Consider the following 23,417-nt stretch of genomic DNA (forward strand, 5'->3'; position numbering starts at 1 on the left):
ATACTGTTAGTGTTTCTCACATTGCATATTTTACTCTTCACACTGCCTAAGTTCTTTTATGATGCTTGTGAAATTCTCAGAAGGAGCGTTGTCTCATGATTTTTCTTTTATGTAGTAGTAACAGGTTGTGCATACGAACAAACCGGCAAGCACTGTAATCATAAGGGGCGTCATCGCTTCATCACCTGCCTGCTGTCTATCGGTTCCTGCCTGAAAATGCCTATGAATTTGCGGCGGTCCATCCAAAGCAGGATGAGACACATAACCATTAATATCGTGCTAAGATCCTGCACGCCAATATCAAAACAATAGTTAATCAAGACGATGTTCACAATAATGGGCATAAAAATAACCGCCCCTAATGCAGCCGTTCGCGGAATCAGCAATAAAACAGCTGCCAGGATTTCACCAAAACCTATAAATAGTTCATAGACATGAGAATAACCGAAAAATGTCCACGCGATCGTAAACCCCTTCCCGGCAGCCGCCTCGATTTCAGGCGTCACCTCGCCAAACTGGCCAATTACCACTTTCGCCAGACCGTACACGAAAAAATTAAAGGCTAAAAACAATCGGAACGTCGCGGGAATCGACTTGCATAATGCTCTCCTCAGCCTGCCGCCTTTATTCATCATACATCCCCCTCAGTGTATTATTTGATGTAGTACACTTAATACAGTATAGAGTATTCTAATTAATGTCAATTCCCTTTTCTGCTCATATGAATAGCTTCTTTTATAGATACAAAGTCTTATATCATAAAAAATGCCGTTCTCCTTTCTTTCCGTCCCTCGATAACATTTCTTAAAAACCATGTCAGGAAATCTTACATGAAAATGTTTTATCATTCTTTTTTCTCTATAATGAAGAAATATAATAATTGCTTTTTATTCTGAAAGATACGGAGGAATGAGACATGCAAATGGGCGATACAGTTTTTATGTTCTTTTGCGCTTTACTCGTGTGGCTGATGACCCCGGGATTAGCGTTATTTTATGGAGGAATGGTAAAGAGCAAAAATGTGCTGAGCACTGCCATGCACAGTTTCTCTTCCATTGCCATCGTTTCCATCGTTTGGGTGCTGTTCGGATATACACTTGCCTTCGCACCAGGCAATTCAATCATCGGCGGGCTGGAGTGGGCAGGCCTCAAAGGGGTCGGATTTGATCCGGGAGATTACAGCGATACCATCCCCCACTCGTTATTTATGATGTTCCAAATGACGTTTGCCGTTCTGACTACAGCGATTATTTCCGGGGCCTTCGCAGAGCGGATGCGATTCGGCGCTTTTCTTTTATTCTCGGTTTTATGGGCCTCTTTGGTTTACACACCCGTAGCGCACTGGGTATGGGGCGGCGGCTGGATCGGCCAGCTTGGAGCGCTCGATTTTGCTGGCGGCAATGTTGTTCATATTTCCTCCGGTGTGGCAGGACTTGTTCTTGCCATTGTGCTCGGCAAACGGAAAGACGGTACAGCGTCTTCTCCGCATAACCTCATTTACACCTTCTTAGGAGGAGCTTTGATTTGGTTCGGCTGGTTCGGCTTTAACGTCGGCAGCGCTTTGACTTTAGATGGTGTAGCCATGTACGCGTTCATCAACACAAACACCGCAGCTGCAGCCGGGATCGCCGGCTGGATCTTAGTAGAATGGATCATTAACAAAAAACCGACAATGCTCGGAGCGGTATCTGGCGCAATCGCCGGGCTTGTCGCCATTACGCCGGCTGCCGGATTTGTCACACCGTTCGCTTCCATTATTATCGGCATCATCGGCGGAGCTGTTTGTTTCTGGGGAGTATTCTCGCTTAAAAAGAAATTCGGATACGACGACGCGCTTGACGCCTTTGGCCTGCACGGGATCGGCGGCACATGGGGCGGAATCGCAACAGGATTATTCGCAACAACCTCTGTTAACTCAGCGGGCGCAGATGGGTTATTTTACGGTGATGCAAGCTTAATCTGGAAACAAATCGTCGCCATCGCCGCCACTTATGTTTTTGTATTTATTGTCACTTTCGTTATTATTAAATTTGTAAGCCTCTTCCTTCCCCTTCGCGCAACTGAAGAAGAAGAGTCACTTGGGCTTGACTTAACGATGCACGGGGAAAAAGCATATCAAGATTCTATGTGAGGAGTGACGCTATGAGCGGTCAAATGTTCAAGGTAGAAATTGTAACGCGTCCGGCAAATTTTGAAAAGCTGAAGCAGGAACTCGGAAAAATCGGAGTGACCTCTCTGACTTTCTCCAATGTACACGGCTGCGGCCTTCAAAAAGCACATACGGAGCTCTATCGAGGGGTAAAAATAGAAAGCAATGTATACGAACGTTTAAAAATAGAAATTGTGGTCAGCAAGGTTCCTGTTGATCAAGTGACTGAGACCGCTAAAAGGGTGCTGAAAACGGGATCACCGGGTGACGGTAAAATATTTGTCTATGAAATCAGCAATACGATCAACATCCGCACAGGCGAAGAAGGACCTGAAGCACTTTAATATTGGTACGAGATTCGGACACTCCGGATCTCTTTTTTTGTGCACAGAATCCCCCCCAGAAACCGCGATTCCTCTTCGAATTCTCTTCAAGCGCCGTTATTTCAGACAATCTCTATTTTTATTTGAAACTTTTCATGAGTAAGATTAGTCTACTAAATATAAAAATGTAAAAGGTGATTATTTGAACTACGAAATTTTTAAAGCAATCCATGGACTATCTCATCACAATTCAGTTCTCGATTCCATTATGGTCTTCATCACGGAATATGCCATTGTCGCCTATGCCCTTATCCTATTGGCAATCTGGCTGTTTGGGAACACACAAAGCAGAAAACATGTGCTATACGCAGGCATCACAGGAATTGCAGGCCTTGTGATCAACTATTTGATTACGCTTGTTTATTTCGAACCGCGCCCGTTCGTTGCGCATACAGTGCATACACTGATTCCGCATGCTGCGGATGCTTCATTTCCAAGTGACCACACGACAGGTGCATTAGCGATTTCTATTGCGATGCTTTTCAGAAACCGCAAAATCGGCTGGCCGCTTGTCATTTTTGGGCTTTTGACAGGATTTTCGAGAATTTGGGTGGGACATCACTATCCGGTAGATGTATTGGGCAGCCTCGTTGTCGCCATCATTATCGGGTTCCTTTTCTTTAGATTTTCAGATCTGCTTCGCCCGTTCGTCGATTTGATCGTGAGGATCTATGAAGCCATTATCAATAAACTGACGAAAAAACCAACCGATCAAAATTTCTAAGAAAGACAAAAGCCGGCGTCTGAAATCAAGACAGCCGGCTTTAATATTTCTCATACATCTCTTGTTTTCTTCGCTTCGCCAACACATATAAACCATAAAACAATCCAATACCAACAGCATCGATGAGCACATCCCGGATACAACCATTCCTGCTGAAGAAGAGCTGAAGAACTTCTGTGAAAAAAGCAAACGCGAATGAGCCGGCTGCAGCTGATCTTATGCTGCCCCGCTGTCTCCATAGCAAATATGTCAGCACAAAGAAGGAAAACGCGTGCCCGATTTTTTGAATAAACGCTTCAGGGACAGTAAGCTCAGTAAAATCCATAACTAAAAATTGAGACAGATCAGGGTGCGGCTGAAAATGAAAAGCCACCGTTTGTGACACGACCATGCCGCTGAAGCTTTCCGTACAGACAGAGAGCAGAATAAACAGGGTCCATCCCGCAAGCAATAGACGATTCACAGCATAACCTCCTTTATAGCAAACGTGCCTATGTGTAACTACATAGACGATGACATTATGCAAAAAGTAACAGAAAAAAACGCCCATCACAAGGATAGACGTTTTCTTCATTAAGACTGTTCAGTGTCTTCTGTTGTGCTGCTTTCTTTGGAACCAGATTTGTCAGTGGAATCATCCTTTTTCTCACCGGATTTTTCTTCTGTTCCTTTTTCAGTTGATCCGTCCTTTTTCTCGGAAGATTGCTGAATGGATTCTTCTGTTTCTTGGGTGGCAGCTTTTTCTTCAGCAGCTGCTGCTTTTTCAATAGAAGAAACTGGTTTGTCCATAAAGTTTAACGGATTCATTGCGACCCCATCTTTACGGATTTCAAAGTGCACGTGGTTTCCGCTATCTTCACTGTAAAGGTTCTTGCCAGATTTTCCGATCACTTGATTTTGTTTTACTTTGTCACCTTGCTCAACGCTTACTTCGGAAAGAGATTGATACACAGTCGATAAACCGTCGGCATGTTCTACTTCCACAACATATCCCAGCACTGGATCTTTTTCAGCTTTAACAACCGTACCGCTCAGAGAAGCAGAGACATCGAAATCTTTTCCGTCTTTCTCAGCTAAGTCAATTCCTTTGCTTAGGCTGTACGTGTTATTATAGTTAACGAGTGCTGCTTCTTTCTCTTCTTTTGCGGCATCGGTTTCATAGAACTTTTTCACAACAGAAACGTTTTCAGAATCAACAACTGGCATTGCGACATTTTCCATTGACTTTCCTACTTCAACTGCATCGTCGTTGTTGTCATATGCGGAGTTTCCGCCGTTATCAGCCAACTGATCCTTTACCTCATCATTTGATACTGATTGATACCAAAGGACAGCTGTTAAAATGACGGCCGCACTGACTAAGTAAATTGCAGGGAACACCCAGCGTTTACGAAAAAACTGCTGAAGTTTTTTGACTTGAGAAGTTTTCTTTTCTTCCTCTCTCATTGTTTCATCACCTCAGCAACATTCTGAACACTTTTCTGAAAATATATACAACCTATCCAAAAAAACTTTTTTAGATGTAGTTTGCACAGACTGAACGAAAATATGTATTTTTTTTGAGAGGAGTGCCAAAAACGTATGAACATGACATTGCGTCTTGCTGAACATAAAGACTTGGAGGCTGTTGTGGCGATTTATAATTCAACGATTGCTTCTCGAATGGTAACAGCCGATACCGAACCGGTAACTCCTGAAGACCGGATGGAATGGTTTTTGGGACATACAGAGTCACGCCCGCTCTATGTGGCCGAGGACGAAAACGGAAACGTCGCTGCCTGGATCAGCTTTGAAACATTTTATGGAAGGCCAGCCTATAATAAAACAGCGGAGGTCAGCATATACATTGACGAAGCATGCCGCGGCAAAGGTGTTGGATCATATTTGCTTCAAGAAGCGCTCCGCATTGCCCCGAATCTTGGCATCCGCTCACTTATGGCCTTCATTTTCGGGCATAATAAACCAAGCCTGAAGCTGTTTGAAAAGCACGGGTTTGCAGAATGGGGACTATTCCCCGGCATCGCCGAAATGGACGGGAAAAGATACGATTTAAAAATTTTAGGGAGAGAGCTTTCATGATTAGTCTGGATAAAGATGAAAACGAAATTGAAAATCATAATGAAGAAAATAGCCTTGTTGAACAGGAGACTGCACCTGTTGAACAGGAGACCCGCCAGCTGAGCGCCTCCGCTGTCAAGTCGCTATCCGACATTGCCAAGTGGGGCAAAATTTCTGGCATCTTGTTAATCATTATGGGATCGCTTGTCACTCTGTCTGCTTTGATGACAGTGATTGGCGCCATCCCGGGCGTACTGCTCATTATATCAGGCGTATTTTTGATGCGCTCAGCAAAAGCAGCCGCGGAAACCGAAGGAAATCTAGCCGGCAGCGCTGGCGAAAGCATGCTTGAAAATTACGGGACATTTATAAAAATGCAGCTGTTTTATGCAGCATCCAGTATCGTTACTGTCCTGATCGGGATCATTGTAGCCATTTTCGTGCTGGTGGTAATCGGCATTGCTGCTTTTGAGAACACGCCTTCGTATGATGATCCGGATTCTTATTATTATGAGGATGATCCGGTGTTTGAATAATGATGAGACAGGACAGGGCATGAGTTCCATATAAACGGAACCATGCCTATTTTATTTGACTATTCAAAGCAGGCCGGCGTAAACACCAAATCCTGAAGCAAGCATACAATAGACATCTCTAGTAGAGGAAATCAACAAAGCAACGCTGTTACCCAGAAATGAATATCAAAAAAACGGATGAAGTCGGAATCAATCCGAAACCGCACTTTTTATTTCGGGTGTCTGCATGCAAAAAAACACACCCGGATCGTCTGGAAAAACTCAACAATCCGGGTGCAGCTCTTCTTTAATACATTTTTTTGCGTCTGTCTTCCTCAGTCAAAAATTCAACAAAACTCCGCATCGCAAAAGGCTCTTCCTTTATTTGTCGTGCGTAGGAGCTTTTCCGCTCTTCTGAAAGGATTTCGCTCTTTTTGATCCTGTTCAGCATATAGATGTGAACCGTTTTTTGGATTTGTTTATGCTGATAGCCTGCCTCTTTAAAAAATGCGAGCCCGAGCGCCGCCAAAAGGGCGAATATGCCTGCGCTGATCAGGGACTCCCTGTCAGCTGAAGCATGAAATAGAAAAGCAGCTAAATTAAAGAGAGAGAATGCAGCAAGCGGAATAGCAAGAAAACGGTAAATGACGGTTTTTTTCATGAAAGGCTGTACGGCCTTTTGAATTTTTTGCATTTCTGTTTTGATGAACCCCGGCATTTGGTCGACTCTGTAAAAGTTCATATAATCCTCCCCCTTTATTTGATGTTTCAAGCTTCACGAACGTTATCATATGTGTTTATTTTAACGCAGGTGCAAGCTGGTTTTAAAGAAATCTGCCCGTATTTTTCACGAAGAATCTGGATCGCCGCTCTTTATTCTTTTAAAATGTGAGTGTTATAATTTGTAATGGGAATCAGATCACTGTTATTCATGGAATACTAATGGCAATCTTCTTGATAAATATGAATGAGCGGGGTTACAAAGTGAGTATTTCTTCCATCCTTTTATCACTTTTTTTCATTTTAAATATTCTTTTGGCCATCATTGTCATCTTCAAAGAACGGCGCGATGCCAGTGCATCTTGGGCGTGGCTGCTTGTTCTTTTCTTTATTCCCGTTTTAGGCTTTATTTTATACTTATTATTCGGCCATAATCTCAGACGCAAGCATTTGTTTCAATGGGAAGACCGGAAAAAGATTGGAATTGAAAGGCTGCTGAAGCATCAGCTTGAAGATTTAGAAACCAAGCAATTTCAGTTTAACAACCGGGCAACCTTTGATAACAAAGATTTAATTTATATGCTGATTATGAATAACCATGCTGTGTTTACAGAGGATAATTCAGTTGACGTCATTACAGATGGACGGGATAAATTTCAGCGGCTGCTGAGTGACATTTCAAAGGCTAAGGATCATATCCATTTACAGTATTATATTTATAAAGGCGATGAATTAGGCAAAAAATTGCGGGACGCTCTCATCCAAAAGGCAAAAGAAGGTGTTCAGGTCAGAGTGCTTTATGATGAACTCGGGTCCAGAACGCTGAGAAAAAAGTTTTTTAAAGAGCTTCGCGAGGCTGGCGGGCATGTGGAGGTCTTTTTCCCGTCAAAGCTCAGGCCGATTAACCTGCGGCTGAATTACCGGAACCATCGAAAGCTTGTGATCATAGACGGTATGACCGGTTATGTCGGAGGCTTTAACGTCGGAGATGAGTATCTAGGGCTTAATCCGAAATTCGGTTATTGGCGGGATACGCATATCCGGCTGCAAGGAACGGCCGTGCACGCCATCCAAACACGATTCATCCTTGACTGGAACCAAGCTTCTCATCACCATACGCTGACATATATTCCAAATCACTTTCCTGATTACGGCCCAAAAGGCAACGTCGGGATGCAGATTGTCACAAGCGGCCCTGATTCGGAATGGGAACAAATTAAAAATGGCTACATCAAAATGATTTCGAACGCCAAGCGTTCCATTTTGATACAAACACCTTATTTTATCCCAGATGCAAGCCTGCTGGATGCTTTAAGGATCGCTTGCCTTTCGGGCATTGACGTTAACATTATGATTCCGAACAAGCCCGATCACGCCTTTGTATACTGGGCGACACTTTCGTATATCGGCGATCTGCTGAAAGCCGGAGCCACTGTCTATATTTACGATAACGGCTTTATTCACGCGAAAACCATCGTGGTGGATGACGAAATCGCTTCAGTCGGCACAGCGAACATTGATGTCCGAAGCTTCAGGCTGAATTTTGAGGTTAATGCATTTATTTACGATATCACCATTGCTAAAAAACTGGTTTCAACTTTTAAAGAAGATTTGCTAGTATCCAGAAAATTCACCTATGAGGAGTATCTGCAGCGCCCGTTGTGGATTCGAATAAAAGAATCCGTCTCGCGGCTGTTGTCGCCGATCTTATAAGATGTGCAAACCCCCGGCCTTTACGGCCGGGGGTTTTCCTGATGGTCACAGTAAATGATGATCGCCTCCCGCAAAAAAGCGGCAAGACCTTCTCCATATTGATTGATTGAATCGGTAAATCGCTCGTCAGTGATATACACTTCCCCGAGTCCTCTGAAAATGTCGAGTGTGCAATCGTAATGATATTGGCAAATATGATCGCGAAATGCCCCCACTGCGGCCTGAACCTCTGCATCATCGGGCCCATGCTTCATTCGCGCCGCAATTCGTCTGTAAATCGAATCAAATTCAGCCATGATCGAGCGCCAATCATCTGCCGAGTATGCAGATGTCCTTTTCTCTGTTTCTTCTGCGATTTCCTTTCCATACAGCTTTCTGACTTCATCAGCGTATGTCTGCTGGTGCTCTTCAATGTCTTTCATGCTTAATCCGGCAAATAAATCTCTCTTATTCATCGTTTCCCCTCCATCAACGGACAAAAGCGTCCTGTCAATTGTTTGAATCATCTCATCCATTCTTTGTTTTTTCTTCATCAATATCTCCTTTTGCGACTGAAGTGCCGCTTTCCGGTCAAAATTCGGATGATCCAGCATCTCTTTAATTTCATCCAAACGAAACCCGATTTCCTTGAAAAATAAAATCTGCTGCAGTCTTTCCAGGTCTGCGTCACTGTACAAACGATACCCAGCATCAGTAAGCGCTGAAGGATTCAGAAGCTCAATATTGTCATAGTGATGAAGCGTCCGAATGCTAACGCCTGATATCTCCGCCACTTGTTTAACTTGATATTTCATACATAACACCTCCTCTTTTTTATCGTAAACAATCACGCAACGTTAGGGTCAATCCCCAAAATGTTATTTTCTATATACAAAACTTCTCACAAATAGTGTATAAAAGAAAAGTGAGTATTTTTTTGTAAAGGGGAGCCAGTATACATGAATCCTGAAACAATGAACAAAACCCTCATCAGCATTTCGAAATGGGGAAAAGCTACAGGCATTTTATTTATTATTATGGGCGCAATTACCGCGCTTTCAGGCGCGTTCATTTTTCTAATCGGTGCCGTGCCAGGCGTACTGCAAATTATTTCCGGTATCTTTTTGATGAGGTCAGCTAGGGAAGCAGGCCAAATGGCTGAACACAATAGCGGACAGTCTGAAGACTTAATGCTGGAGAATTACGCGAAATTCGTAAAGATGCAAGGGATTTATTTGATCGTAAGCATTGCTGTATCCATTCTTGCGATTATCGCCTTCTTCATCTTTTTAATGCTTGGGATTGCTGATGGCCTTTTCAGCGATACGTACAGCACTTATTAGTGAGAAAAACCCGGAGCTGGCTCCGGGTTTTTTATTATTCCGCTTCGCTTACCACTGTGAAGCGTTCATTTTTGTGTTCGGGATGTTCAAGCTCGTCCAACATGGCAATGGCATAATCTGCATAGCTGATATAGCTGTCGCCTTTTGCATTTACGATGACATTGTCTTTTCCTTTTTGGTAAGAGCCAGTCCGTTTTCCTGCTGGATCAAAAAATGCCGCAGGACTGAGGAACGTCCAGGAAATGGAGTCTGTCTGCTGCAAATCTTTCAGGTTCTCGCCTTGATTTGATGCAGTTGGCAAATATTCTTTCGGAAATTCCGGCGTATCCATTAAACGGGTTGTTTTGGCTTCATCAACAAACAGGCTTCCCGCTCCGCCAACAACAAGCAATCTTGTGCGCTTCGCGTCCTTTAAGATGTTGATGAGTGCTCTTCCTGCTTCAACATGAAGATGTTCTTGGCCGGGTGCTGCTCCAAAAGCGTTTACGACTGCGTCGAAAGGCTTGATGTCTTCCGCAGTCAGTTCAAACACATCTTTTTCCAAAACCGCTACGTCCTGCCCCTGCACTTTTGAAGCGTTTCTGACGATGGCTGTCACTTCATGGCCTCTTGTTTTCGCTTCTTTCAAAATTTCGTTTCCCGCTTTCCCGCTTGCGCCTATAATACCAATTTTCATTTTTCATTTCCTCCTTATTTGTAACAATTTTAGTTACATGTTAGCGGTGAGAAGTCATCCCTTTTGATTAAAAGAGATGATTCATAACATCTTTTAATGACTTGCTTGCCAGTTCATTTTCCATCGCTCTTTGCACACTTTCAAACGTTTCATCCAGAGCGTTCTGAATTTTTTTCCCTACCGGACATTTCGGATTCGGGTTTTCATGAACCGCAAAGAGTTCTTCTTGCTTTTGGACAGCCCGGTACACTTCTAAAAGAGAAATATCAGCAGGATCTTTTTTGAGGCTTGCACCCGGCACCCCTGCGCGTGATGTGAGAATATCAGCTTTTTTCAGCAGGCTGATCATTCTTCGCACAACTACCGGATTTGTGTTGACACTGTCAGCAATGATTTCTGAAGATGTTTTTTCATCCATCGAGATGAGGGATAAAATATGAATGGCAACAGCAAGACGGCTGTTAATCATGTTTTTTCACCACCGTTGTAACTATAATAGTTACATTTGATTCGTTTGTCAACATCTAATATACACTAAATACACGGGTTTTGTGCACCGTTTTTAGTCAATAGAACGGCCGGATGCACTCCGGCCGCGTCTTATCAGAATAAGAAATATCTTTGTCCAAGTGGGACATAATCGACAGGCTGGCAAGACAATTCCTCCCCGTCAGCAAAAACCTGATAGGTTTTTGGATCAATCTCAATCTTCGGCAAAGCCGAATTCAGCTTCATATCCAGCTTGCTCAGCTTTCTGATATTTTTGACTGGAGAAATCCTTTTTTCCAGCCCTAAGCTTTCCGCCACACCACGCTCTATGCTTGCCTGAGACATAAATGTAATCGAGGTTGAGCGGTTGGCTTTTCCGTAAGACGCATACATTTGGCGCATGAAAACCGGTTCAGGAGTCGGGATGGACGCGTTCGGATCTCCCATTTGCGCACGTGCAATCATGCCGCCCTTTAAGACCAGTTCCGGTTTTACGCCGAAAAATACCGGGTCCCACAGAACGAGATCAGCAAGCTTCCCTTTTTCCACCGAGCCGACTTCATGGCTGAGCCCGTGCGTAATTGCCGGATTAATCGTGTATTTGGCAATGTACCGTTTTGCGCGCACATTGTCATTTCCGTTTTCGCCGGCAAGAGCGCCGCGCTGTTTTTTCATTTTATCGGCTACCTGCCATGTTCGGATGATCACTTCACCGACCCGCCCCATCGCTTGGGAATCCGATGATGTCATGCTGATCGCACCGATATCATGGAGAATATCCTCCGCGGCAATCGTCGCAGCCCTGATTCTGGAATGGCTGAACGCCACATCTTCAGGCACTTTCGCATCTAAATGGTGGCAGACCATCATCATGTCAAGATGCTCATCCATCGTATTAACGGTATAAGGAATGGTTGGCGTTGTAGATGACGGCAGAATGTTCGCGTAAGAGGCGAGCTTCATAATATCCGGGGCATGGCCGCCGCCTGCACCTTCAATGTGATAAGTATGAATGACCCGGTCCCCGATTGCGTCGAGCGTGTTTTCCAAAAAGCCCGCTTCGTTAATCGTATCGGTATGGATGGCAACTTGAATATCAGTCTCGTCCACAACTTCCATACACGTTTTAATGGCGCTTGGAGTCGTGCCCCAGTCTTCATGAAGCTTAAGGCCGATGGCGCCTGCTTCCACCTGCTCGATCAGCGGCGCTTTATCAGATGCATTCCCTTTCCCTAAGAAGCCGACATTGATCGGAAACTCCTCGGCCGCTTCCAGCATCCTTGCCATATACCACGCGCCGGATGTACATGTTGTCGCTTTGCTTCCTGTAGCGGGTCCTGTTCCGCCTCCCAAAAGGGTTGTCACACCTGAAGAAAGCGCAACTTCCATCTGCTGAGGACAAATAAAATGAATGTGCGTGTCCACTCCCCCGGCTGTTAAAATTTTGCCTTCACCGGAAATCACCTCTGTCCCCGCTCCTATGACCATGTGCGGATCGACTCCATCCATGATATCAGGATTTCCGCTTTTTCCGACACCGACAATCCGGCCGTCTTTCACACCGACATCCGCTTTGACAATGCCTGTGTAATCCAATAGCACGACGTTGGTGATAACCAAATCCAAAGCGCCGTCCTTCCCTGTGATTCTGCCGTTTTGGCCCATGCCGTCGCGGATTGTTTTTCCGCCGCCAAAGATCATTTCTTCACCGTATACTGTGAAATCCTTTTCGACTTCGATCCATAAATCCGTGTCGCCCAATCTGATTTTATCGCCCGTTGTCGGGCCAAACAGTTCCGCATATTCCTCCCGTGACATTTTCATCGGATTACACCCTCCATCCAGCCGGCTTGTTTTAAGTTGGCCAACGTTTTTTCTTTGCCGCGTTCATCGATAAACGTGTCGGCCATTTCGTTCAGCCCTCTAATTGTCTTGCGTCCTCTGATTTCCACTAGTGAGACCGTTTTCTGCTCTCCCGGCTCAAAACGGACCGACGTGCCTGATGGAACATCAAGACGCATGCCGATCGCCAGCTCACGGTCAAATAATAAAGCCCCGTTGGCCTCCGCAAAATGAAAATGCGAACCGACTTGAATGGAGCGTGATCCGGTGTTTTTTACCGTTACCTCCCGTATCTCACGGCCTTCATTAATCGTAATGGTTCCCTCAGCAATTTGAAATGCTCCCGGCTTCATGACTTCACCTCCGCAGAAATTGGCTGATGTACCGTAACAAGCTTTACACCATCCGGAAATGTGGCCTCCACCTGAATGCTGTCCAGCATCTCAGGCACACCCTCCATCACATCTTTTTCCGTTAATACATGGCGGCCGGCTTCCATCAGCTCTGCTACTCCCTTCCCATCACGTGCGCCTTCCATAATAAAGCAGGTGATATAAGCAGCAGCCTCAGGATAGTTCAGCAGAACGCCCCGCGCCTTTCGCTGTTTGGCTAATTCCCCCGCTGCAAAAATGAGCAATTTTTCTTGTTCAACCGGTGTCAGTTTCATCTGTAGTCCTCCTTCTTTTGTCATATAAAGCAGATGCGGCTACTACGAATTTGCGGAACAGTCAGGCGGGACATCACCTCCCTTTCTTCGAGAATGGGGGTCATACGGTAAGATGCCTTTCAAAGCGGCATGCCGTTTCTTTAGGCCTTCCCATGGTAACAGCCGTTCCCCTGTCGATCACAGAAAGATAGTCAGCACAGATTAACGCGTTTTCCAGACTGCGCCCGACTAAGATAACAGAAATGTCTTTTTTTCTGGAAATTTCTATAATAACTTGTCTGACTAGTTCGACAATTAAAATCTGAATTCCTCCCAATTGTTCATTAAGTAAAATATTTTTCAGATTTACCATCAGCTCTCTGGTGATTGCAAGCTGCTGCTGTTGGCCGCCTTTTCGTTTTGAACAAACGTTTGATTAAAATAAATAGCCCCCCCTGTTTAGCCGGAGTCGGCCTAATACAGCAACAATCTGCCCCGGGTGAACCTCCATGCTAAGGCTGTGCTAAACCATCGATTGGTCATAACCAGACGTTACATTCCTGATGGCAGCCCGTTGTTTCGCTCCGCAACCGGAAGCATGGCATGGAAGCCAGTCTGAGGCGCCGCCCTCCACGATACCGAGAACCCGACTATTGCCATTAACTCCGTATCATGGACGGTCACTTCGCTGATCGCCACCGTTCCTCTTAACGAGTGAAGAATTCCGGCCTTCACTGAATCCCCGCTTGTGTCGATATCAACTGTTTTTTCGCACTCCCGTGGCTTCCGACACTTTCTTCGGTGCAGTACATTCCGTCATCAAAACCCCTTTGTTTGATTTCTCAAATGATGTAATAAAAGTTTACAACTTATGTCATTATTATATAGAAGAGGCCCATTAATTCAAAGAATATTTAAAAAATTTAGTTACCTTGACCAAATCAGCTTCTTTTTTTGTTATATTTATTCACATCAGAAAAATCGAACAAAAAAAGACAAGAAACATTTCGTTTCCTGCCTCTTCCGTACGATTAATCTTTATCTGAAAATTTATCCTTGGCTTTCCCGATATCCTTTTGGATTTCGCCTTTCGCCTTATCTTTTTTGCCTTCAGCCTGCATGTCCGTTCTGTCAGCCATATCTCCGACTTTATCCTTCACTTCTCCTTTGGCTTTATTAAAGCCGCCCTTCATTTTGTCTTTTACACTATCGTTACCCATGTTAATTCTCCCCTCTCAATTATGTGTGTACTTGTTACCTTCCCGATCTGAGAGGCAATAAACATTCTAATGTTATTTATCGATTTCGTAGCGCTCTCCGTAACGGAGCACCTTGTATATCGCCAGCCCGTCTGATGACTTTTTCTCCGAATATCGGACCGGCAGCAGGGCAAAAAACACATAATACGTAGAAAAATAGACAAACTGATAGAAAAACACATTCGGCTTTAATACACTGTGTATAATCAGCAGATTGATTGCAAAAATCGTGATGAGGTTAAACAAGCAGCCCCCTGCATACACGAGTGCATTTGAGAATCGATTGTCAATTTTCAACTCCCCGTACCGGCAAAAAGAATCGATAAAATAAATCGTTCTGAACCGTATGGGTCCAATTTTAAGCAGCGTTTTTCCCATGCCTATATCCAACGATCCTTTTCCGCCAAAAATAAAAGCCATAAAGCTGTGCCCTGAAACATGTATAATCTGTACAAGCGGCAAAACAATGAGGAAAGACCACAGAAACTTCACCATATCATTAAAACCAAACATTGAATTCCCCCTCACGTGCAGATGCATCCCAAAACGGCTTTTGTTCAAAAAACAGTGCTGTAGCGATTTTTCCTGTTCTCCCCGGAAATAAACGTTCCGATGCTCCCCTTTTTTTGCATAAAAAAAAACCATCTGCCAGCAGATGGTTTTGTCTCATACTTCATATAAACAATCGTTCCTTTGAATCATCTCTCTCATGCTGACCGCTTTTTCATAAAAATACACCGCTTCTTTATATTGTTCGCGATGACTGAAATAGGAGGCAGCATCTAAAGCAAATTCTTCAATATATACATACAGGCCCTTTTCTTCCATATAATCAAATACTTCTTGAATCATATCCAAATTGACAGATTCCACATATAATGCCTGCAGAAATTTATATTTTGCCAGACTGAAGAAGTCGTTTCGTTTTTGGGCAATGGCAATCCCTTTTTCATAGTACCGTATCGCGGCTTCGCTATCTTGTTTTTTGAAAAGAACGCGAGTCAGGCTGAAGAGCGCTTTTGGAAGCTGTTCCAGCTGATAATCCTCGAAGACAGGAAGCGCTTTTTCAAAGTATTCGGCGGCCTGATCCAGCTCCCCCTTGTCATCATAGCAATTCCCGATATTATAAAGGGCTGATCCGATCAAACGGGGCTGTCCTTCCAATAAAGCAAGGCGATACGCGTCATCTAAATGTTCAAGCGCTTTTTCATAATTTCTGTAGTCAATGTAGTTTCCTGATATGACGAAATGGCATTGAATTCTTCTGACTCTGTAAAAATCGTGAGCCTTATACGTCTCCAGCGCCTGTACGGCATGGTTCATGGAAAAGTGCGTCTGCTTCATAATATAAAAGACTTCCGCCACTTTAAAATGAAATTCCGCTCTTTCAATTTCATCTTCTACAAACGCAAGCATCTTCTCAGCTTTCCGATAAAAGGATATAGCCGAGATGTAATTGTTCTGTTCAAATTCGTACATTCCTCTAAACAAGTGAAAATAATACTCAGATAATCCGGAGATGCTGTCCTGATTGCTTTCCAGCGTTTTGATCAATTCACGATATTGAAGCTGAGATTCCTCGTGCAGGTCAGGCTTTACATAATCCAGCATAATTTGGTGCCGGTAGCTGATCAGCTGATAATACAGGAGAAGCAGCTGATCCTCTTCCATCTGTTCGATATCTAGATCAATTTCTTCTTTCAGCTTTACGGCATCAGCCACTTGAAATGCTAAAATGTGCTTATACCACTTATTGATTTTCACTCCTACTTGAGATGACGGGATCTCGTACGCGGCCATGCCCCTCCAACCCTTTCTATTTTCTAATTGGTTATATTTTATCATAATGTATGGCTTTGGAATTAAATTTTCTTAAATGATTCCTTCTTTATGCCTATCCTTATATATTTCGGTTTTTCTACGTATTTTTTGCACTCGGATTCTAATAAAAAAGCTTACCGGACAGTGCCGATAAGCTTTTGACTTCAAATTAACCGCCAATATAAGACATTTCCACTTTCTTTTTGCCAGATGCTTTTGATAGCGTACGATCGACTGAATACTGATCGATCCGATTTTTCCATACTGTCCCGATCATTTCTGATAGTTCGTCATCACTTAATTCCTGGCGAACCGGAGCTCTGAGGTCAAATCCGCTTGAAGCGAATAAGCAGGTAAACAGCTCTCCTCTCGCAGAAAGACGGGCTCTGTTGCAAGATCCGCAGAATGCATCAGATACAGATGATATGACGCCGATTTCTCCGGAGCCGTCCAAGTAGCGGAATCTGGAAGCCACTTCGCCTATATAATTAGGCGCTATCGGCTCAACCGGCATGTGTTCATTGATCAAATCTATGATTTCCGCCTTTGTCATGACGTCTTTCTTTTCCCATTGGTTGGTGTTGCCTACGTCCATAAATTCAATGAATCTCAGGATATGCCCTTTTTCTTTAAAATAACGGGCCATAGGCAGTATATCTTTTTCATTGACGCCCTTTTGAACGACCATATTGATTTTAACACCGAGCCCTGCTTGCTTCGCCGCTTCAATGCCTTCCAGCACCTTGCTGACAGAAACGCCACGCCCGTTTATCTTCTTAAAACGCTCGTCTTCTAAAGAATCAAGGCTGATCGTAACCCTTTTCAACCCAGCCTCCTTGAGCCTCTTTGCATAAACAGGCAGCAGTGATCCGTTTGTCGTCATCGCGATGTCACGAATACCCGGTATGCGGGCCAGTTTTTTGATTAACTCCGGCATATCCTTTCTCATGAGGGGCTCTCCGCCGGTCAGGCGGATTTTTTCAACGCCAAATCTTGTGACAAACAATGTCGCAAGCCGTTCCAGCTCCTCAAATGAAAGCAGCTCCTCTTTCTTTAAAAAAGGATAATCCGGGCCGAATAATTCGGCGGGCATACAGTACGTGCATCGGAAGTTGCAGCGGTCTGTAACAGAAATGCGAAGGTCTCTCAGCGGTCTGTTTCTTTTATCCAACATCTGACGCGACTCTGTAATCATAGCTACAGCCCCTTCCTATCCCCTGATTCTCTCAGGGTGTGTATATACATTAAATGATCCGTTTCTGACAAATCCAATCGCTGTGATATTCAATTCTTCAGCCATTTGAATCGCAAGCTCCGTCGGGGCCGATTTGGAAATGACAATCGACACGCCGATTTTGGCCGCTTTTAACAGGACCTCTGATGAGATTCTGCCGCTGAACACAATCAGTTTGTCGCGTACGGACATACCGTTTAGAAGGCAGTGTCCGTATAGTTTATCAAGTGCGTTGTGCCGACCGATATCTGTGCGCATCAACAGAAGCTTCTCTGTGTCGCAAAGCGCCGCATTATGGACGCCTCCCGTATCCTGAAACGTCCCGCTCCCTTGCTGCATGTCTTTCATAAGCGCCAAACATGCCTCAGGCGATATCTTGATTTGGCTGACAGCCGTCTTGGCTGTTTTGACATCCTGCTGAAAATAAAAATGACGGCCCTTTCCGCAGCATGAGCTGATCACCCGTTTCGTATAATCCTTTTGATCCAATGTCTCAGGGTGAACGAGGTCGACATATACAAAACCGAGACTTTCATCTATTGTAAACCTTTTAATTTCTTTTTGAAATCGTATAACACCCTCTGATGCGAGAAATCCGATGACAAGCTCTTCGATATGCTCAGGCGTACAAACGAGCGTCACAAATTCACTGCCATTCAGTATCACTGTCAAAGGGAATTCCGTCACCATCCGGTCTTCTACTTTGCTTATTTCCCCTTGTTCATAGCGCCATACATCCCTGACCGCAGTTACTTTATCGTTCAATGTCTCTTCCCCTCCGCAATGTTCCTGCCTTTATATTTTTTCACACTCCTCGGATTTTGTCGAATTCTGAGACACAAAAAGAGCCCTCTATATAAAGGGCTTTCACAGGATGTGATGACGGCGGTGTTTAGGCAGGGCGCCTAAGCATTTAGCCGCCATTCCTTTTACCAATGTGCATTGACAACGAACGCGGGGTTTGTCGACACGCTGAGAGCCCTCTATAGAAAGGACTCTATGTTTGATTATGCTGATTCTTTTTCAGAACCGTAAACAGCACAATAGCTGCGATCAAGGTGAGAATGCTGACAAAAAAGAAGGCTGCCAGTTTTAGAAGAACACCAAGCAATATGAATGCAACGGTGGCTATAAGAAAAATCATTCCGAATAATTTCATATGTTCAACCCCTTTTTAGGGTATCATTCCCGCCCAAACTGTTTTTAAACCAATAAAAAAAGGCGCCTGGGAGAGCGCCTGATCTTTAGGTTCCTTACTCAGTAAATTTTTGTGCTTCTTTTTCCCAAGCCTGTTCGAACTCATCCGCACTGTTCGCTGAAATATATTCTCCGCCGCCAGCGACAGCTGCTTGTTTCATCTCTTCATTACCCTTGACATCAAAGTTGAAGCCAATGATGTTTACAATCGTATCCACATTTGATGCACGGAGCTTTTCGATTTCTGCCGCAGGGTCTCCGCCGCACGTTTCTTCACCGTCAGTGATTAAATACACCACGTTTTTCCCGTCTGCGTCAAATGCTTCAAATTCTTTTCTTGTGTCTGCAAGTGCTTTGGCAATCGGTGTCCATCCAGTCGGCATGAGCTCACTCAATGAATTGTCAAACAGAGACCCTTCATATGGATGAAGGCCGTAAATGGTTTCCGTCGTACTGCATGAAAGGGCTTTACCGGACAGTTTATTATTCCCTGCATGCCCGAAAACGCGAAGCATAAGATTTGTATCCTTCGGAAGAAGTTCGGCAAAAGATTTTACTGATTTTTTGGCAATGTCTATTTTGCGCTCTCCTCCTGTTTTTTGAACCATACTTCCGCTTCCGTCAAACAAAACAGCTACATTTGTATCAGCCTGTTTCTCAGCGGCAAAAGACGGGGAGGCAATGGAAACAGTCAACAATCCAATGATACCGGCAGCCAGCAATTTTTTCATATGATTACTTCCTTTCTTTTTCATATTTTCCAACTATATGTTGGATTCTTCTTTATGCTAGAATACGAAAATGCAAAAAGATATAGGACATGCTGCCTTTTGTGCTGCTTTCACGATCTGTCCAAAATCGCTTGAAATGCCGTTCATTTTTAGCCATTTCCGCCCAGAAAGCATAAACAGCTTGTGTGATCATTCATTCTTTTTTCGCCTTGATTATGACAGAAAAACGGAAATCTGCTACTATGCTACAGGCAGACAGCTAATTAGTTTTGAAGTTTTTGTTACATACAAAAAGAGGCTGACCATCACCAGCCTCTTTTTTCTTATTTAGATAACATTAGTGATTGCTGAGTGAAAATTTTCTCAACATCTTTTTGGGTATAAGCCGGGAAGTATTCACCGCCGCCTACTTTCGCAATTGCGTTCAGCTGGCCTTTGTATCCCTCTTTATAATCAAAGCCGATCACATTAACAGTGATATTGTCTTTTTGCAGTTCCTTTGCTGTTTTAATCGGGTTTCCTCCGCACGTTTCCTCACCGTCTGTCAACAGATACACCACTTTTTCCCCTTTTGCATCAAGCTGGTCAAAAGAAGATTTCGCCTCGTTCAGCGCTTTGGCAATTGGCGTCCAGCCAGTCGGCCCAATTGTATTGAGAGAATTGAGGAAGCTTTGCTCGTTAAAGCTTTGGAAGCCGTATACGTTGCGAATGGCTTCACATGACTGAACTTTTCCGGAATTTTTATTGTTTCCTTCAGAGCCAAACACGCTCATTTTCACCTGAGTTCCTTCTGGCAATGAGCTCGCAAACTTTGAAATTTCTTTTTTGGCTGAATTAAATTTAGATACACCATCTATTCTTTTCGCCATACTTCCGCTGGCATCAAGCAAGACCGCCACGTTCGCCGGCGCTTTAGCCTCCGTTTCTGTCTTTTCAGCTGCAAAAGCAGGTGAAGTTAATCCAAAAAGCAATCCTGTCATCATGATCAGTGAAAATCTTTTCTTCATGTTCGTACCCCTTTACCAATTTGTTTCTGCGTGCAGATGTTCAACGCTGAACATAATCTATCGTAATCAACAAAAACCGAGAAATAAATAGGGCGGGCTTCCCCATTGCTGTTGTTTACTTTTGCATAGAAACCTATGTTTTTATTAGTGATTTCCACCTAACGCCCCTATGAAAAGAGAAGATTGTCCGCCTTTCGGCTTTCGTTATATGAGTCTGTCGAAGTCTGTCGACAAATGTGGATGACTTTACCACAATCTCAAAGCCTGAAATCAGGAAAAAAGGACTGATCCTTAAAGACGGTCAGAAGCTCCTCTAAACCGTTTCAGCTGCTCTTAGATAAAAGACATTCAAGAACAGAAAAAGACGCCCAATGGGCGTCTTTTTCTACTTTTTCGCCATATATTTATTCAAAAACGCATCTGCCTCAGAAATTTGTGTACCTTGGTAATAGTACTTTACAATGTCATCAACCGTTTTGCCTTCTTTGGCCATAAAATTCGCTCCGTATTGACTCATCCCCACACCGTGACCAAATCCTCTCGTCGTGACTGTAATTGTGTCTCCATTTCGCTTCCATTCAAAATCGGCGGAGTTGAGACCCAACTTTTCACGTATGTCTCTTCCTTTCAGCGTCTTGCCGTTAATGACGGCAGTTGCGACCTGGTGGCCCGGTGTCTCGCCGGTAATCTTCCCTACTGCGCTAGATCCATCCAGCTTGACGCCAAGCTTTTGCTGAAATTCTGCCGCTGTAAAGGTTTTCGTTGCCTTATATTTCGGAGACTTTTTATCCCATGGGCTTTTGACGCTTTTTAAATATGGGATAGCACTTGTCCAATAAGCTTCTGCATTCTCTGTGTAGCCGTTGCTTGTGGAGAAAAAGGATGCTTCAATCGGCTGGTTGTTGTACGTTAAGATTTTGCCTTGCGTACTGGCTACCGCATCTGTGATTTTCTTCAGTTTTGTCTCATAGCTTGTGCCCCACTGTTTTTTCAGCTCCGCTTTGTTTTTATACACCTGGAACATCTGTGTATCATCCACCAGTGAGCCTTTAGGAGCCTCAACCGCTGAATTTGACACCATCAGTCTGACAATAAATGTTCTGGCGGCGAGGGCCTGGGCTTTCAGTGCTTCAGATTCAAAGGTTGCCGGCATTTCGGAGGCGACGACTCCAATCACATACTCTTCAAGCGGAATGTCTTCTACGGATTGATTTGCGGTTCGATAGACGGGAATAGAAACAGGTGAAGCTTTCAATGTTTCTGCTCCTTTCGATGCTGGTTTCGTGCTGACTGCTGTCTTTTCTGATTCTACGCTGGCCCCCGCTTCCTTATTATGCTGGAATGGTATAACCAAGAGTGTGGGAACCAAGAGAATCAATGCACATAGTACGGATAGTGTGATTGCGAATTGTTTCATATTCAGCTGCCTCCTGCTCGGGATTCGACTCTAGTCTAGTCTATGGGCAGGGACAAGCTAATATGACTCTCGTTTTGGACAGAAACTTTATTTGTCATTTACGTATTCTTTTTTGCTATTTTGCGCATAATGATGATAATACACAAAAAATAAAAAACCAGTATGCCAGAGTGACATACTGATTTTCAAGTAAGTTTATGCATTTAAGTCAGAAACGACTTCTTTATTCTCTTGCTCAGAAGCAGACTCATCATTTACACGTTCGATGTCTGCGCCCAGAGCGGCAAGCTTCTGATGGAAATCAACGTAACCGCGGTCTAAGTGCTTCAATTCAGTAACACGTGTGTGACCTTCAGCCACTAACCCCGCAAGAATCAGCGCTGCACCTGCACGCAAATCAGTCGCTGCAACTTCAGCTCCCTGAAGCTGTACAGGACCGTTAATGATGACAGAACGTCCTTCAATCTTGATATCACCATTCATACGGCGGAATTCTTCCGCATGCATAAAACGGTTTTCAAAAACGGTTTCTGTAATCATGCTTGTGCCGCTTGCACGAAGCAGAAGCGCCATCATTTGTGACTGCATATCAGTCGGGAAGCCCGGGTGAGGCATTGTTTTGATGTCAATCGGTTTAAGTTCTTTCGGGCCGATGACACGCAGACCTTCACCTTCATCCTTAATTGTTACACCCATCTCTTCCATTTTTGCAATTAAAGAGGTGAGGTGTTCAGGAACCGCTCCTTTTACTAATACGTTTCCTTCAGTGATTGCAGCAGCAACCATAAATGTGCCCGCTTCAATGCGGTCAGGAATAATATGATGTTTTACGCCGTGAAGCTTTTCGACTCCTTCAATTTTGATGGTGCCGGTGCCAGCTCCGCGGATTTTCCCGCCCATGCCGTTGATATAGTTTGCTAAATCAACGATTTCGGGTTCTTTTGCCACGTTTTCCAGCGTTGTTGTTCCTTCAGCTAGAGCGGCTGCCATAATCAGGTTCTCTGTAGCTCCTACACTTGGGAAGTCCAGATAAATTTTTGCGCCTTGCAGTCGGCCTTTTACTTCAGCTTCAATGAAGCCATTACCGACTTTGATTTTTGCGCCCATTGCTTCAAAACCTTTTAAATGCTGATCAATCGGTCTGGAACCAATTGCGCATCCGCCCGGAAGTGCAACTCTTGCATGACCTGTACGCGCAAGAAGCGGCCCCATGACAAGCACAGACGCACGCATTTTACGAACATATTCAAAAGGTGCTTCAGTTTGCAAAGCGTATGAAGCATTTACAGTCACTTCATTATTTTCAAAATGCACATCTGCTCCTAAATGACGCAACACTTCGTTAATTGTATATACATCGGAGAGCGTAGGTACATCACAAATTACGCTTTTTTCTTCACTTGCTAATAAAGATGCAGCGATAACAGGTAAAACGGCATTTTTAGCGCCTTCAACTTTGACTGTGCCGTTTAACTTCTGACCGCCGCGGACGATGATTTTTTCCAAGGTATTCC

General features: G+C 44.1%; 29 protein-coding genes and 2 pseudogenes. 8 read left to right on the plus strand and 23 right to left on the minus strand.

Annotation, left to right across the window (positions count from 1 at the left end):
- Window positions 1-170: 170 nt before the first annotated feature.
- Window positions 171-635 (minus strand): hypothetical protein, encoded by a 465-nt coding sequence (locus NSU05_RS18460; protein ID WP_082200981.1) that lies wholly within the window; start codon window positions 633-635, stop codon window positions 171-173.
- Between the two features lie 281 nt (window positions 636-916).
- Here NSU05_RS18460 and amtB point away from each other — a divergent pair, with 281 nt between their 5' ends.
- The 3 genes from amtB (at window position 917) to bcrC (ending at window position 3,256) form a co-directional block, all read left to right on the plus strand.
- On the plus strand, window positions 917-2,131 hold the full coding sequence (amtB, locus tag NSU05_RS18465) for an ammonium transporter AmtB (protein WP_015251031.1): 1,215 nt from the start codon (window positions 917-919) through the stop codon (window positions 2,129-2,131).
- Window positions 2,132-2,142: 11 nt separating this feature from the next.
- The gene (locus NSU05_RS18470) at window positions 2,143-2,493 is read left to right on the plus strand and encodes a P-II family nitrogen regulator (protein WP_003221829.1); all 351 of its coding nucleotides are present in this window, start codon (window positions 2,143-2,145) and stop codon (window positions 2,491-2,493) included.
- 181 nt (window positions 2,494-2,674) lie between these two features.
- Window positions 2,675-3,256, plus strand: a complete 582-nt coding sequence (bcrC, locus tag NSU05_RS18475) for an undecaprenyl-diphosphate phosphatase BcrC (protein WP_015714854.1) — start codon at window positions 2,675-2,677, stop codon at window positions 3,254-3,256.
- A gap of 40 nt (window positions 3,257-3,296) precedes the next feature.
- Here the strand turns inward: bcrC and NSU05_RS18480 are convergent, their stop codons facing one another.
- A complete protein-coding gene (locus NSU05_RS18480; protein ID WP_038429765.1) occupies window positions 3,297-3,719 on the minus strand; it encodes a VanZ family protein in 423 nt (140 codons plus the stop codon).
- Between the two features lie 110 nt (window positions 3,720-3,829).
- Complete coding sequence (gene spoIIQ / locus NSU05_RS18485; protein ID WP_038429766.1) at window positions 3,830-4,702, minus strand: stage II sporulation protein spoIIQ; 873 nt, start codon at window positions 4,700-4,702, stop codon at window positions 3,830-3,832.
- 141 nt (window positions 4,703-4,843) lie between these two features.
- On the opposite strand from spoIIQ, the gene NSU05_RS18490 reads away from it, so the two are divergent.
- The 3 genes from NSU05_RS18490 (at window position 4,844) to NSU05_RS18500 (ending at window position 6,140) form a co-directional block, all read left to right on the plus strand.
- Window positions 4,844-5,335 carry a GNAT family N-acetyltransferase gene (locus NSU05_RS18490; protein ID WP_072692832.1) on the plus strand — a complete coding sequence of 164 codons (492 nt, stop codon included), beginning with the start codon at window positions 4,844-4,846 and terminating at the stop codon, window positions 5,333-5,335.
- Entirely contained in the window at window positions 5,332-5,850 is a 519-nt protein-coding gene (locus NSU05_RS18495) for a DUF5362 family protein (RefSeq protein ID WP_033884923.1), read from the plus strand. Before NSU05_RS18490 ends, NSU05_RS18495 begins: the two co-directional genes overlap by 4 nt.
- A gap of 158 nt (window positions 5,851-6,008) precedes the next feature.
- Window positions 6,009-6,140 (plus strand): hypothetical protein, encoded by a 132-nt coding sequence (locus NSU05_RS18500; RefSeq protein WP_038429767.1) that lies wholly within the window; start codon window positions 6,009-6,011, stop codon window positions 6,138-6,140.
- Here the strand turns inward: NSU05_RS18500 and NSU05_RS18505 are convergent.
- Window positions 6,137-6,571, minus strand: coding sequence for a YwnF family protein (locus NSU05_RS18505; protein ID WP_038429768.1), 435 nt, complete (start codon window positions 6,569-6,571; stop codon window positions 6,137-6,139). The genes NSU05_RS18500 and NSU05_RS18505 overlap by 4 nt on opposite strands.
- 242 nt (window positions 6,572-6,813) lie before the next feature.
- On the opposite strand from NSU05_RS18505, the gene cls reads away from it, so the two are divergent.
- Complete coding sequence (gene cls / locus NSU05_RS18510) at window positions 6,814-8,262, plus strand: cardiolipin synthase (RefSeq protein WP_003243311.1); 1,449 nt, start codon at window positions 6,814-6,816, stop codon at window positions 8,260-8,262.
- A 20-nt stretch (window positions 8,263-8,282) separates the two neighbouring features.
- On the opposite strand, the gene mta is transcribed toward cls, so the two are convergent.
- Complete coding sequence (gene mta / locus NSU05_RS18515) at window positions 8,283-9,056, minus strand: transcriptional activator Mta (protein WP_032722680.1); 774 nt, start codon at window positions 9,054-9,056, stop codon at window positions 8,283-8,285.
- 144 nt (window positions 9,057-9,200) lie between these two features.
- On the opposite strand from mta, the gene NSU05_RS18520 reads away from it, so the two are divergent.
- Entirely contained in the window at window positions 9,201-9,584 is a 384-nt protein-coding gene (locus tag NSU05_RS18520; protein ID WP_014478231.1) for a DUF5362 family protein, read from the plus strand.
- Between the two features lie 34 nt (window positions 9,585-9,618).
- Here NSU05_RS18520 and NSU05_RS18525 read toward each other — a convergent pair whose 3' ends face one another.
- The 18 genes and pseudogenes from NSU05_RS18525 to murA all read right to left on the minus strand — a co-directional run bounded on the left by NSU05_RS18525 (window position 9,619) and on the right by murA (window position 23,409).
- Window positions 9,619-10,260 (minus strand): NAD(P)-dependent oxidoreductase, encoded by a 642-nt coding sequence (locus tag NSU05_RS18525; RefSeq protein ID WP_038429769.1) that lies wholly within the window; start codon window positions 10,258-10,260, stop codon window positions 9,619-9,621.
- Between the two features lie 67 nt (window positions 10,261-10,327).
- On the minus strand, window positions 10,328-10,729 hold the full coding sequence (locus NSU05_RS18530; protein ID WP_003227734.1) for an Rrf2 family transcriptional regulator: 402 nt from the start codon (window positions 10,727-10,729) through the stop codon (window positions 10,328-10,330).
- Between the two features lie 134 nt (window positions 10,730-10,863).
- A complete protein-coding gene (gene ureC, locus NSU05_RS18535; RefSeq protein ID WP_038429770.1) occupies window positions 10,864-12,573 on the minus strand; it encodes an urease subunit alpha in 1,710 nt (569 codons plus the stop codon).
- On the minus strand, window positions 12,570-12,944 hold the full coding sequence (ureB, locus tag NSU05_RS18540; protein ID WP_038429771.1) for an urease subunit beta: 375 nt from the start codon (window positions 12,942-12,944) through the stop codon (window positions 12,570-12,572). The genes ureC and ureB overlap by 4 nt, the downstream gene beginning before the upstream one ends.
- On the minus strand, window positions 12,941-13,258 hold the full coding sequence (gene ureA, locus NSU05_RS18545; protein ID WP_003227724.1) for an urease subunit gamma: 318 nt from the start codon (window positions 13,256-13,258) through the stop codon (window positions 12,941-12,943). The genes ureB and ureA overlap by 4 nt, the downstream gene beginning before the upstream one ends.
- A 191-nt stretch (window positions 13,259-13,449) precedes the next feature.
- A pseudogene (locus tag NSU05_RS18550) lies at window positions 13,450-13,610 on the minus strand (hypothetical protein).
- A 222-nt stretch (window positions 13,611-13,832) separates the two neighbouring features.
- Window positions 13,833-14,057 (minus strand): annotated as a pseudogene (locus NSU05_RS18555) (urea ABC transporter substrate-binding protein); the annotation flags it as partial.
- A 211-nt stretch (window positions 14,058-14,268) separates the two neighbouring features.
- Entirely contained in the window at window positions 14,269-14,457 is a 189-nt protein-coding gene (gene csbD / locus NSU05_RS18560; protein WP_003227718.1) for a stress response protein CsbD, read from the minus strand.
- A gap of 72 nt (window positions 14,458-14,529) precedes the next feature.
- Entirely contained in the window at window positions 14,530-15,009 is a 480-nt protein-coding gene (locus NSU05_RS18565) for a hypothetical protein (protein ID WP_003244390.1), read from the minus strand.
- Window positions 15,010-15,162: 153 nt separating this feature from the next.
- Window positions 15,163-16,296, minus strand: coding sequence for a response regulator aspartate phosphatase RapB (gene rapB / locus NSU05_RS18570; protein ID WP_015251020.1), 1,134 nt, complete (start codon window positions 16,294-16,296; stop codon window positions 15,163-15,165).
- Window positions 16,297-16,486: 190 nt separating this feature from the next.
- The gene (moaA, locus tag NSU05_RS18575) at window positions 16,487-17,512 is read right to left on the minus strand and encodes a GTP 3',8-cyclase MoaA (RefSeq protein WP_015483814.1); all 1,026 of its coding nucleotides are present in this window, start codon (window positions 17,510-17,512) and stop codon (window positions 16,487-16,489) included.
- 15 nt (window positions 17,513-17,527) lie between these two features.
- A complete protein-coding gene (gene fdhD / locus NSU05_RS18580) occupies window positions 17,528-18,316 on the minus strand; it encodes a formate dehydrogenase accessory sulfurtransferase FdhD (RefSeq protein ID WP_038429774.1) in 789 nt (262 codons plus the stop codon).
- A 232-nt stretch (window positions 18,317-18,548) separates the two neighbouring features.
- The gene (locus NSU05_RS18585) at window positions 18,549-18,710 is read right to left on the minus strand and encodes a hypothetical protein (protein WP_003227706.1); all 162 of its coding nucleotides are present in this window, start codon (window positions 18,708-18,710) and stop codon (window positions 18,549-18,551) included.
- A 94-nt stretch (window positions 18,711-18,804) separates the two neighbouring features.
- On the minus strand, window positions 18,805-19,479 hold the full coding sequence (locus NSU05_RS18590) for a VWA domain-containing protein (protein ID WP_038429775.1): 675 nt from the start codon (window positions 19,477-19,479) through the stop codon (window positions 18,805-18,807).
- Between the two features lie 52 nt (window positions 19,480-19,531).
- A complete protein-coding gene (locus tag NSU05_RS18595) occupies window positions 19,532-19,672 on the minus strand; it encodes a hypothetical protein (RefSeq protein WP_003227702.1) in 141 nt (46 codons plus the stop codon).
- A 130-nt stretch (window positions 19,673-19,802) separates the two neighbouring features.
- Complete coding sequence (locus NSU05_RS18600; RefSeq protein ID WP_003227700.1) at window positions 19,803-20,486, minus strand: VWA domain-containing protein; 684 nt, start codon at window positions 20,484-20,486, stop codon at window positions 19,803-19,805.
- A gap of 385 nt (window positions 20,487-20,871) precedes the next feature.
- On the minus strand, window positions 20,872-21,903 hold the full coding sequence (spoIID, locus tag NSU05_RS18605) for a stage II sporulation protein D (protein WP_019712591.1): 1,032 nt from the start codon (window positions 21,901-21,903) through the stop codon (window positions 20,872-20,874).
- 195 nt (window positions 21,904-22,098) lie between these two features.
- Complete coding sequence (gene murA / locus NSU05_RS18610; RefSeq protein WP_029726057.1) at window positions 22,099-23,409, minus strand: UDP-N-acetylglucosamine 1-carboxyvinyltransferase; 1,311 nt, start codon at window positions 23,407-23,409, stop codon at window positions 22,099-22,101.
- Window positions 23,410-23,417 lie beyond the last annotated feature (8 nt).

Origin of the sequence: Bacillus sp. EU52 (genome assembly GCF_037964975.1) — a bacterium.
Classification (GTDB): Bacteria; Bacillota; Bacilli; order Bacillales; family Bacillaceae; genus Bacillus; species Bacillus subtilis.

Coding starts and splice junctions, on each gene's coding strand:
- NSU05_RS18460 (WP_082200981.1), bottom strand. CDS start 635: ATGATGAATAAAGGCGGCAGGCTGAGGAGAGCATTATGCAAGTCGATT.
- amtB (WP_015251031.1), top strand. CDS start 917: ATGCAAATGGGCGATACAGTTTTTATGTTCTTTTGCGCTTTACTCGTG.
- NSU05_RS18470 (WP_003221829.1), top strand. CDS start 2,143: ATGAGCGGTCAAATGTTCAAGGTAGAAATTGTAACGCGTCCGGCAAAT.
- spoIIQ (WP_038429766.1), bottom strand. CDS start 4,702: ATGAGAGAGGAAGAAAAGAAAACTTCTCAAGTCAAAAAACTTCAGCAG.
- NSU05_RS18490 (WP_072692832.1), top strand. CDS start 4,844: ATGACATTGCGTCTTGCTGAACATAAAGACTTGGAGGCTGTTGTGGCG.
- NSU05_RS18495 (WP_033884923.1), top strand. CDS start 5,332: ATGATTAGTCTGGATAAAGATGAAAACGAAATTGAAAATCATAATGAA.
- NSU05_RS18500 (WP_038429767.1), top strand. CDS start 6,009: ATGAATATCAAAAAAACGGATGAAGTCGGAATCAATCCGAAACCGCAC.
- NSU05_RS18505 (WP_038429768.1), bottom strand. CDS start 6,571: ATGAACTTTTACAGAGTCGACCAAATGCCGGGGTTCATCAAAACAGAA.
- mta (WP_032722680.1), bottom strand. CDS start 9,056: ATGAAATATCAAGTTAAACAAGTGGCGGAGATATCAGGCGTTAGCATT.
- NSU05_RS18520 (WP_014478231.1), top strand. CDS start 9,201: ATGAATCCTGAAACAATGAACAAAACCCTCATCAGCATTTCGAAATGG.
- NSU05_RS18525 (WP_038429769.1), bottom strand. CDS start 10,260: ATGAAAATTGGTATTATAGGCGCAAGCGGGAAAGCGGGAAACGAAATT.
- NSU05_RS18530 (WP_003227734.1), bottom strand. CDS start 10,729: ATGATTAACAGCCGTCTTGCTGTTGCCATTCATATTTTATCCCTCATC.
- ureC (WP_038429770.1), bottom strand. CDS start 12,573: ATGAAAATGTCACGGGAGGAATATGCGGAACTGTTTGGCCCGACAACG.
- ureB (WP_038429771.1), bottom strand. CDS start 12,944: ATGAAGCCGGGAGCATTTCAAATTGCTGAGGGAACCATTACGATTAAT.
- ureA (WP_003227724.1), bottom strand. CDS start 13,258: ATGAAACTGACACCGGTTGAACAAGAAAAATTGCTCATTTTTGCAGCG.
- csbD (WP_003227718.1), bottom strand. CDS start 14,457: ATGGGTAACGATAGTGTAAAAGACAAAATGAAGGGCGGCTTTAATAAA.
- NSU05_RS18565 (WP_003244390.1), bottom strand. CDS start 15,009: ATGTTTGGTTTTAATGATATGGTGAAGTTTCTGTGGTCTTTCCTCATT.
- rapB (WP_015251020.1), bottom strand. CDS start 16,296: ATGGCCGCGTACGAGATCCCGTCATCTCAAGTAGGAGTGAAAATCAAT.
- moaA (WP_015483814.1), bottom strand. CDS start 17,512: ATGATTACAGAGTCGCGTCAGATGTTGGATAAAAGAAACAGACCGCTG.
- NSU05_RS18585 (WP_003227706.1), bottom strand. CDS start 18,710: ATGAAATTATTCGGAATGATTTTTCTTATAGCCACCGTTGCATTCATA.
- NSU05_RS18590 (WP_038429775.1), bottom strand. CDS start 19,479: ATGAAAAAATTGCTGGCTGCCGGTATCATTGGATTGTTGACTGTTTCC.
- NSU05_RS18595 (WP_003227702.1), bottom strand. CDS start 19,672: ATGATCACACAAGCTGTTTATGCTTTCTGGGCGGAAATGGCTAAAAAT.
- NSU05_RS18600 (WP_003227700.1), bottom strand. CDS start 20,486: ATGAAGAAAAGATTTTCACTGATCATGATGACAGGATTGCTTTTTGGA.
- spoIID (WP_019712591.1), bottom strand. CDS start 21,903: ATGAAACAATTCGCAATCACACTATCCGTACTATGTGCATTGATTCTC.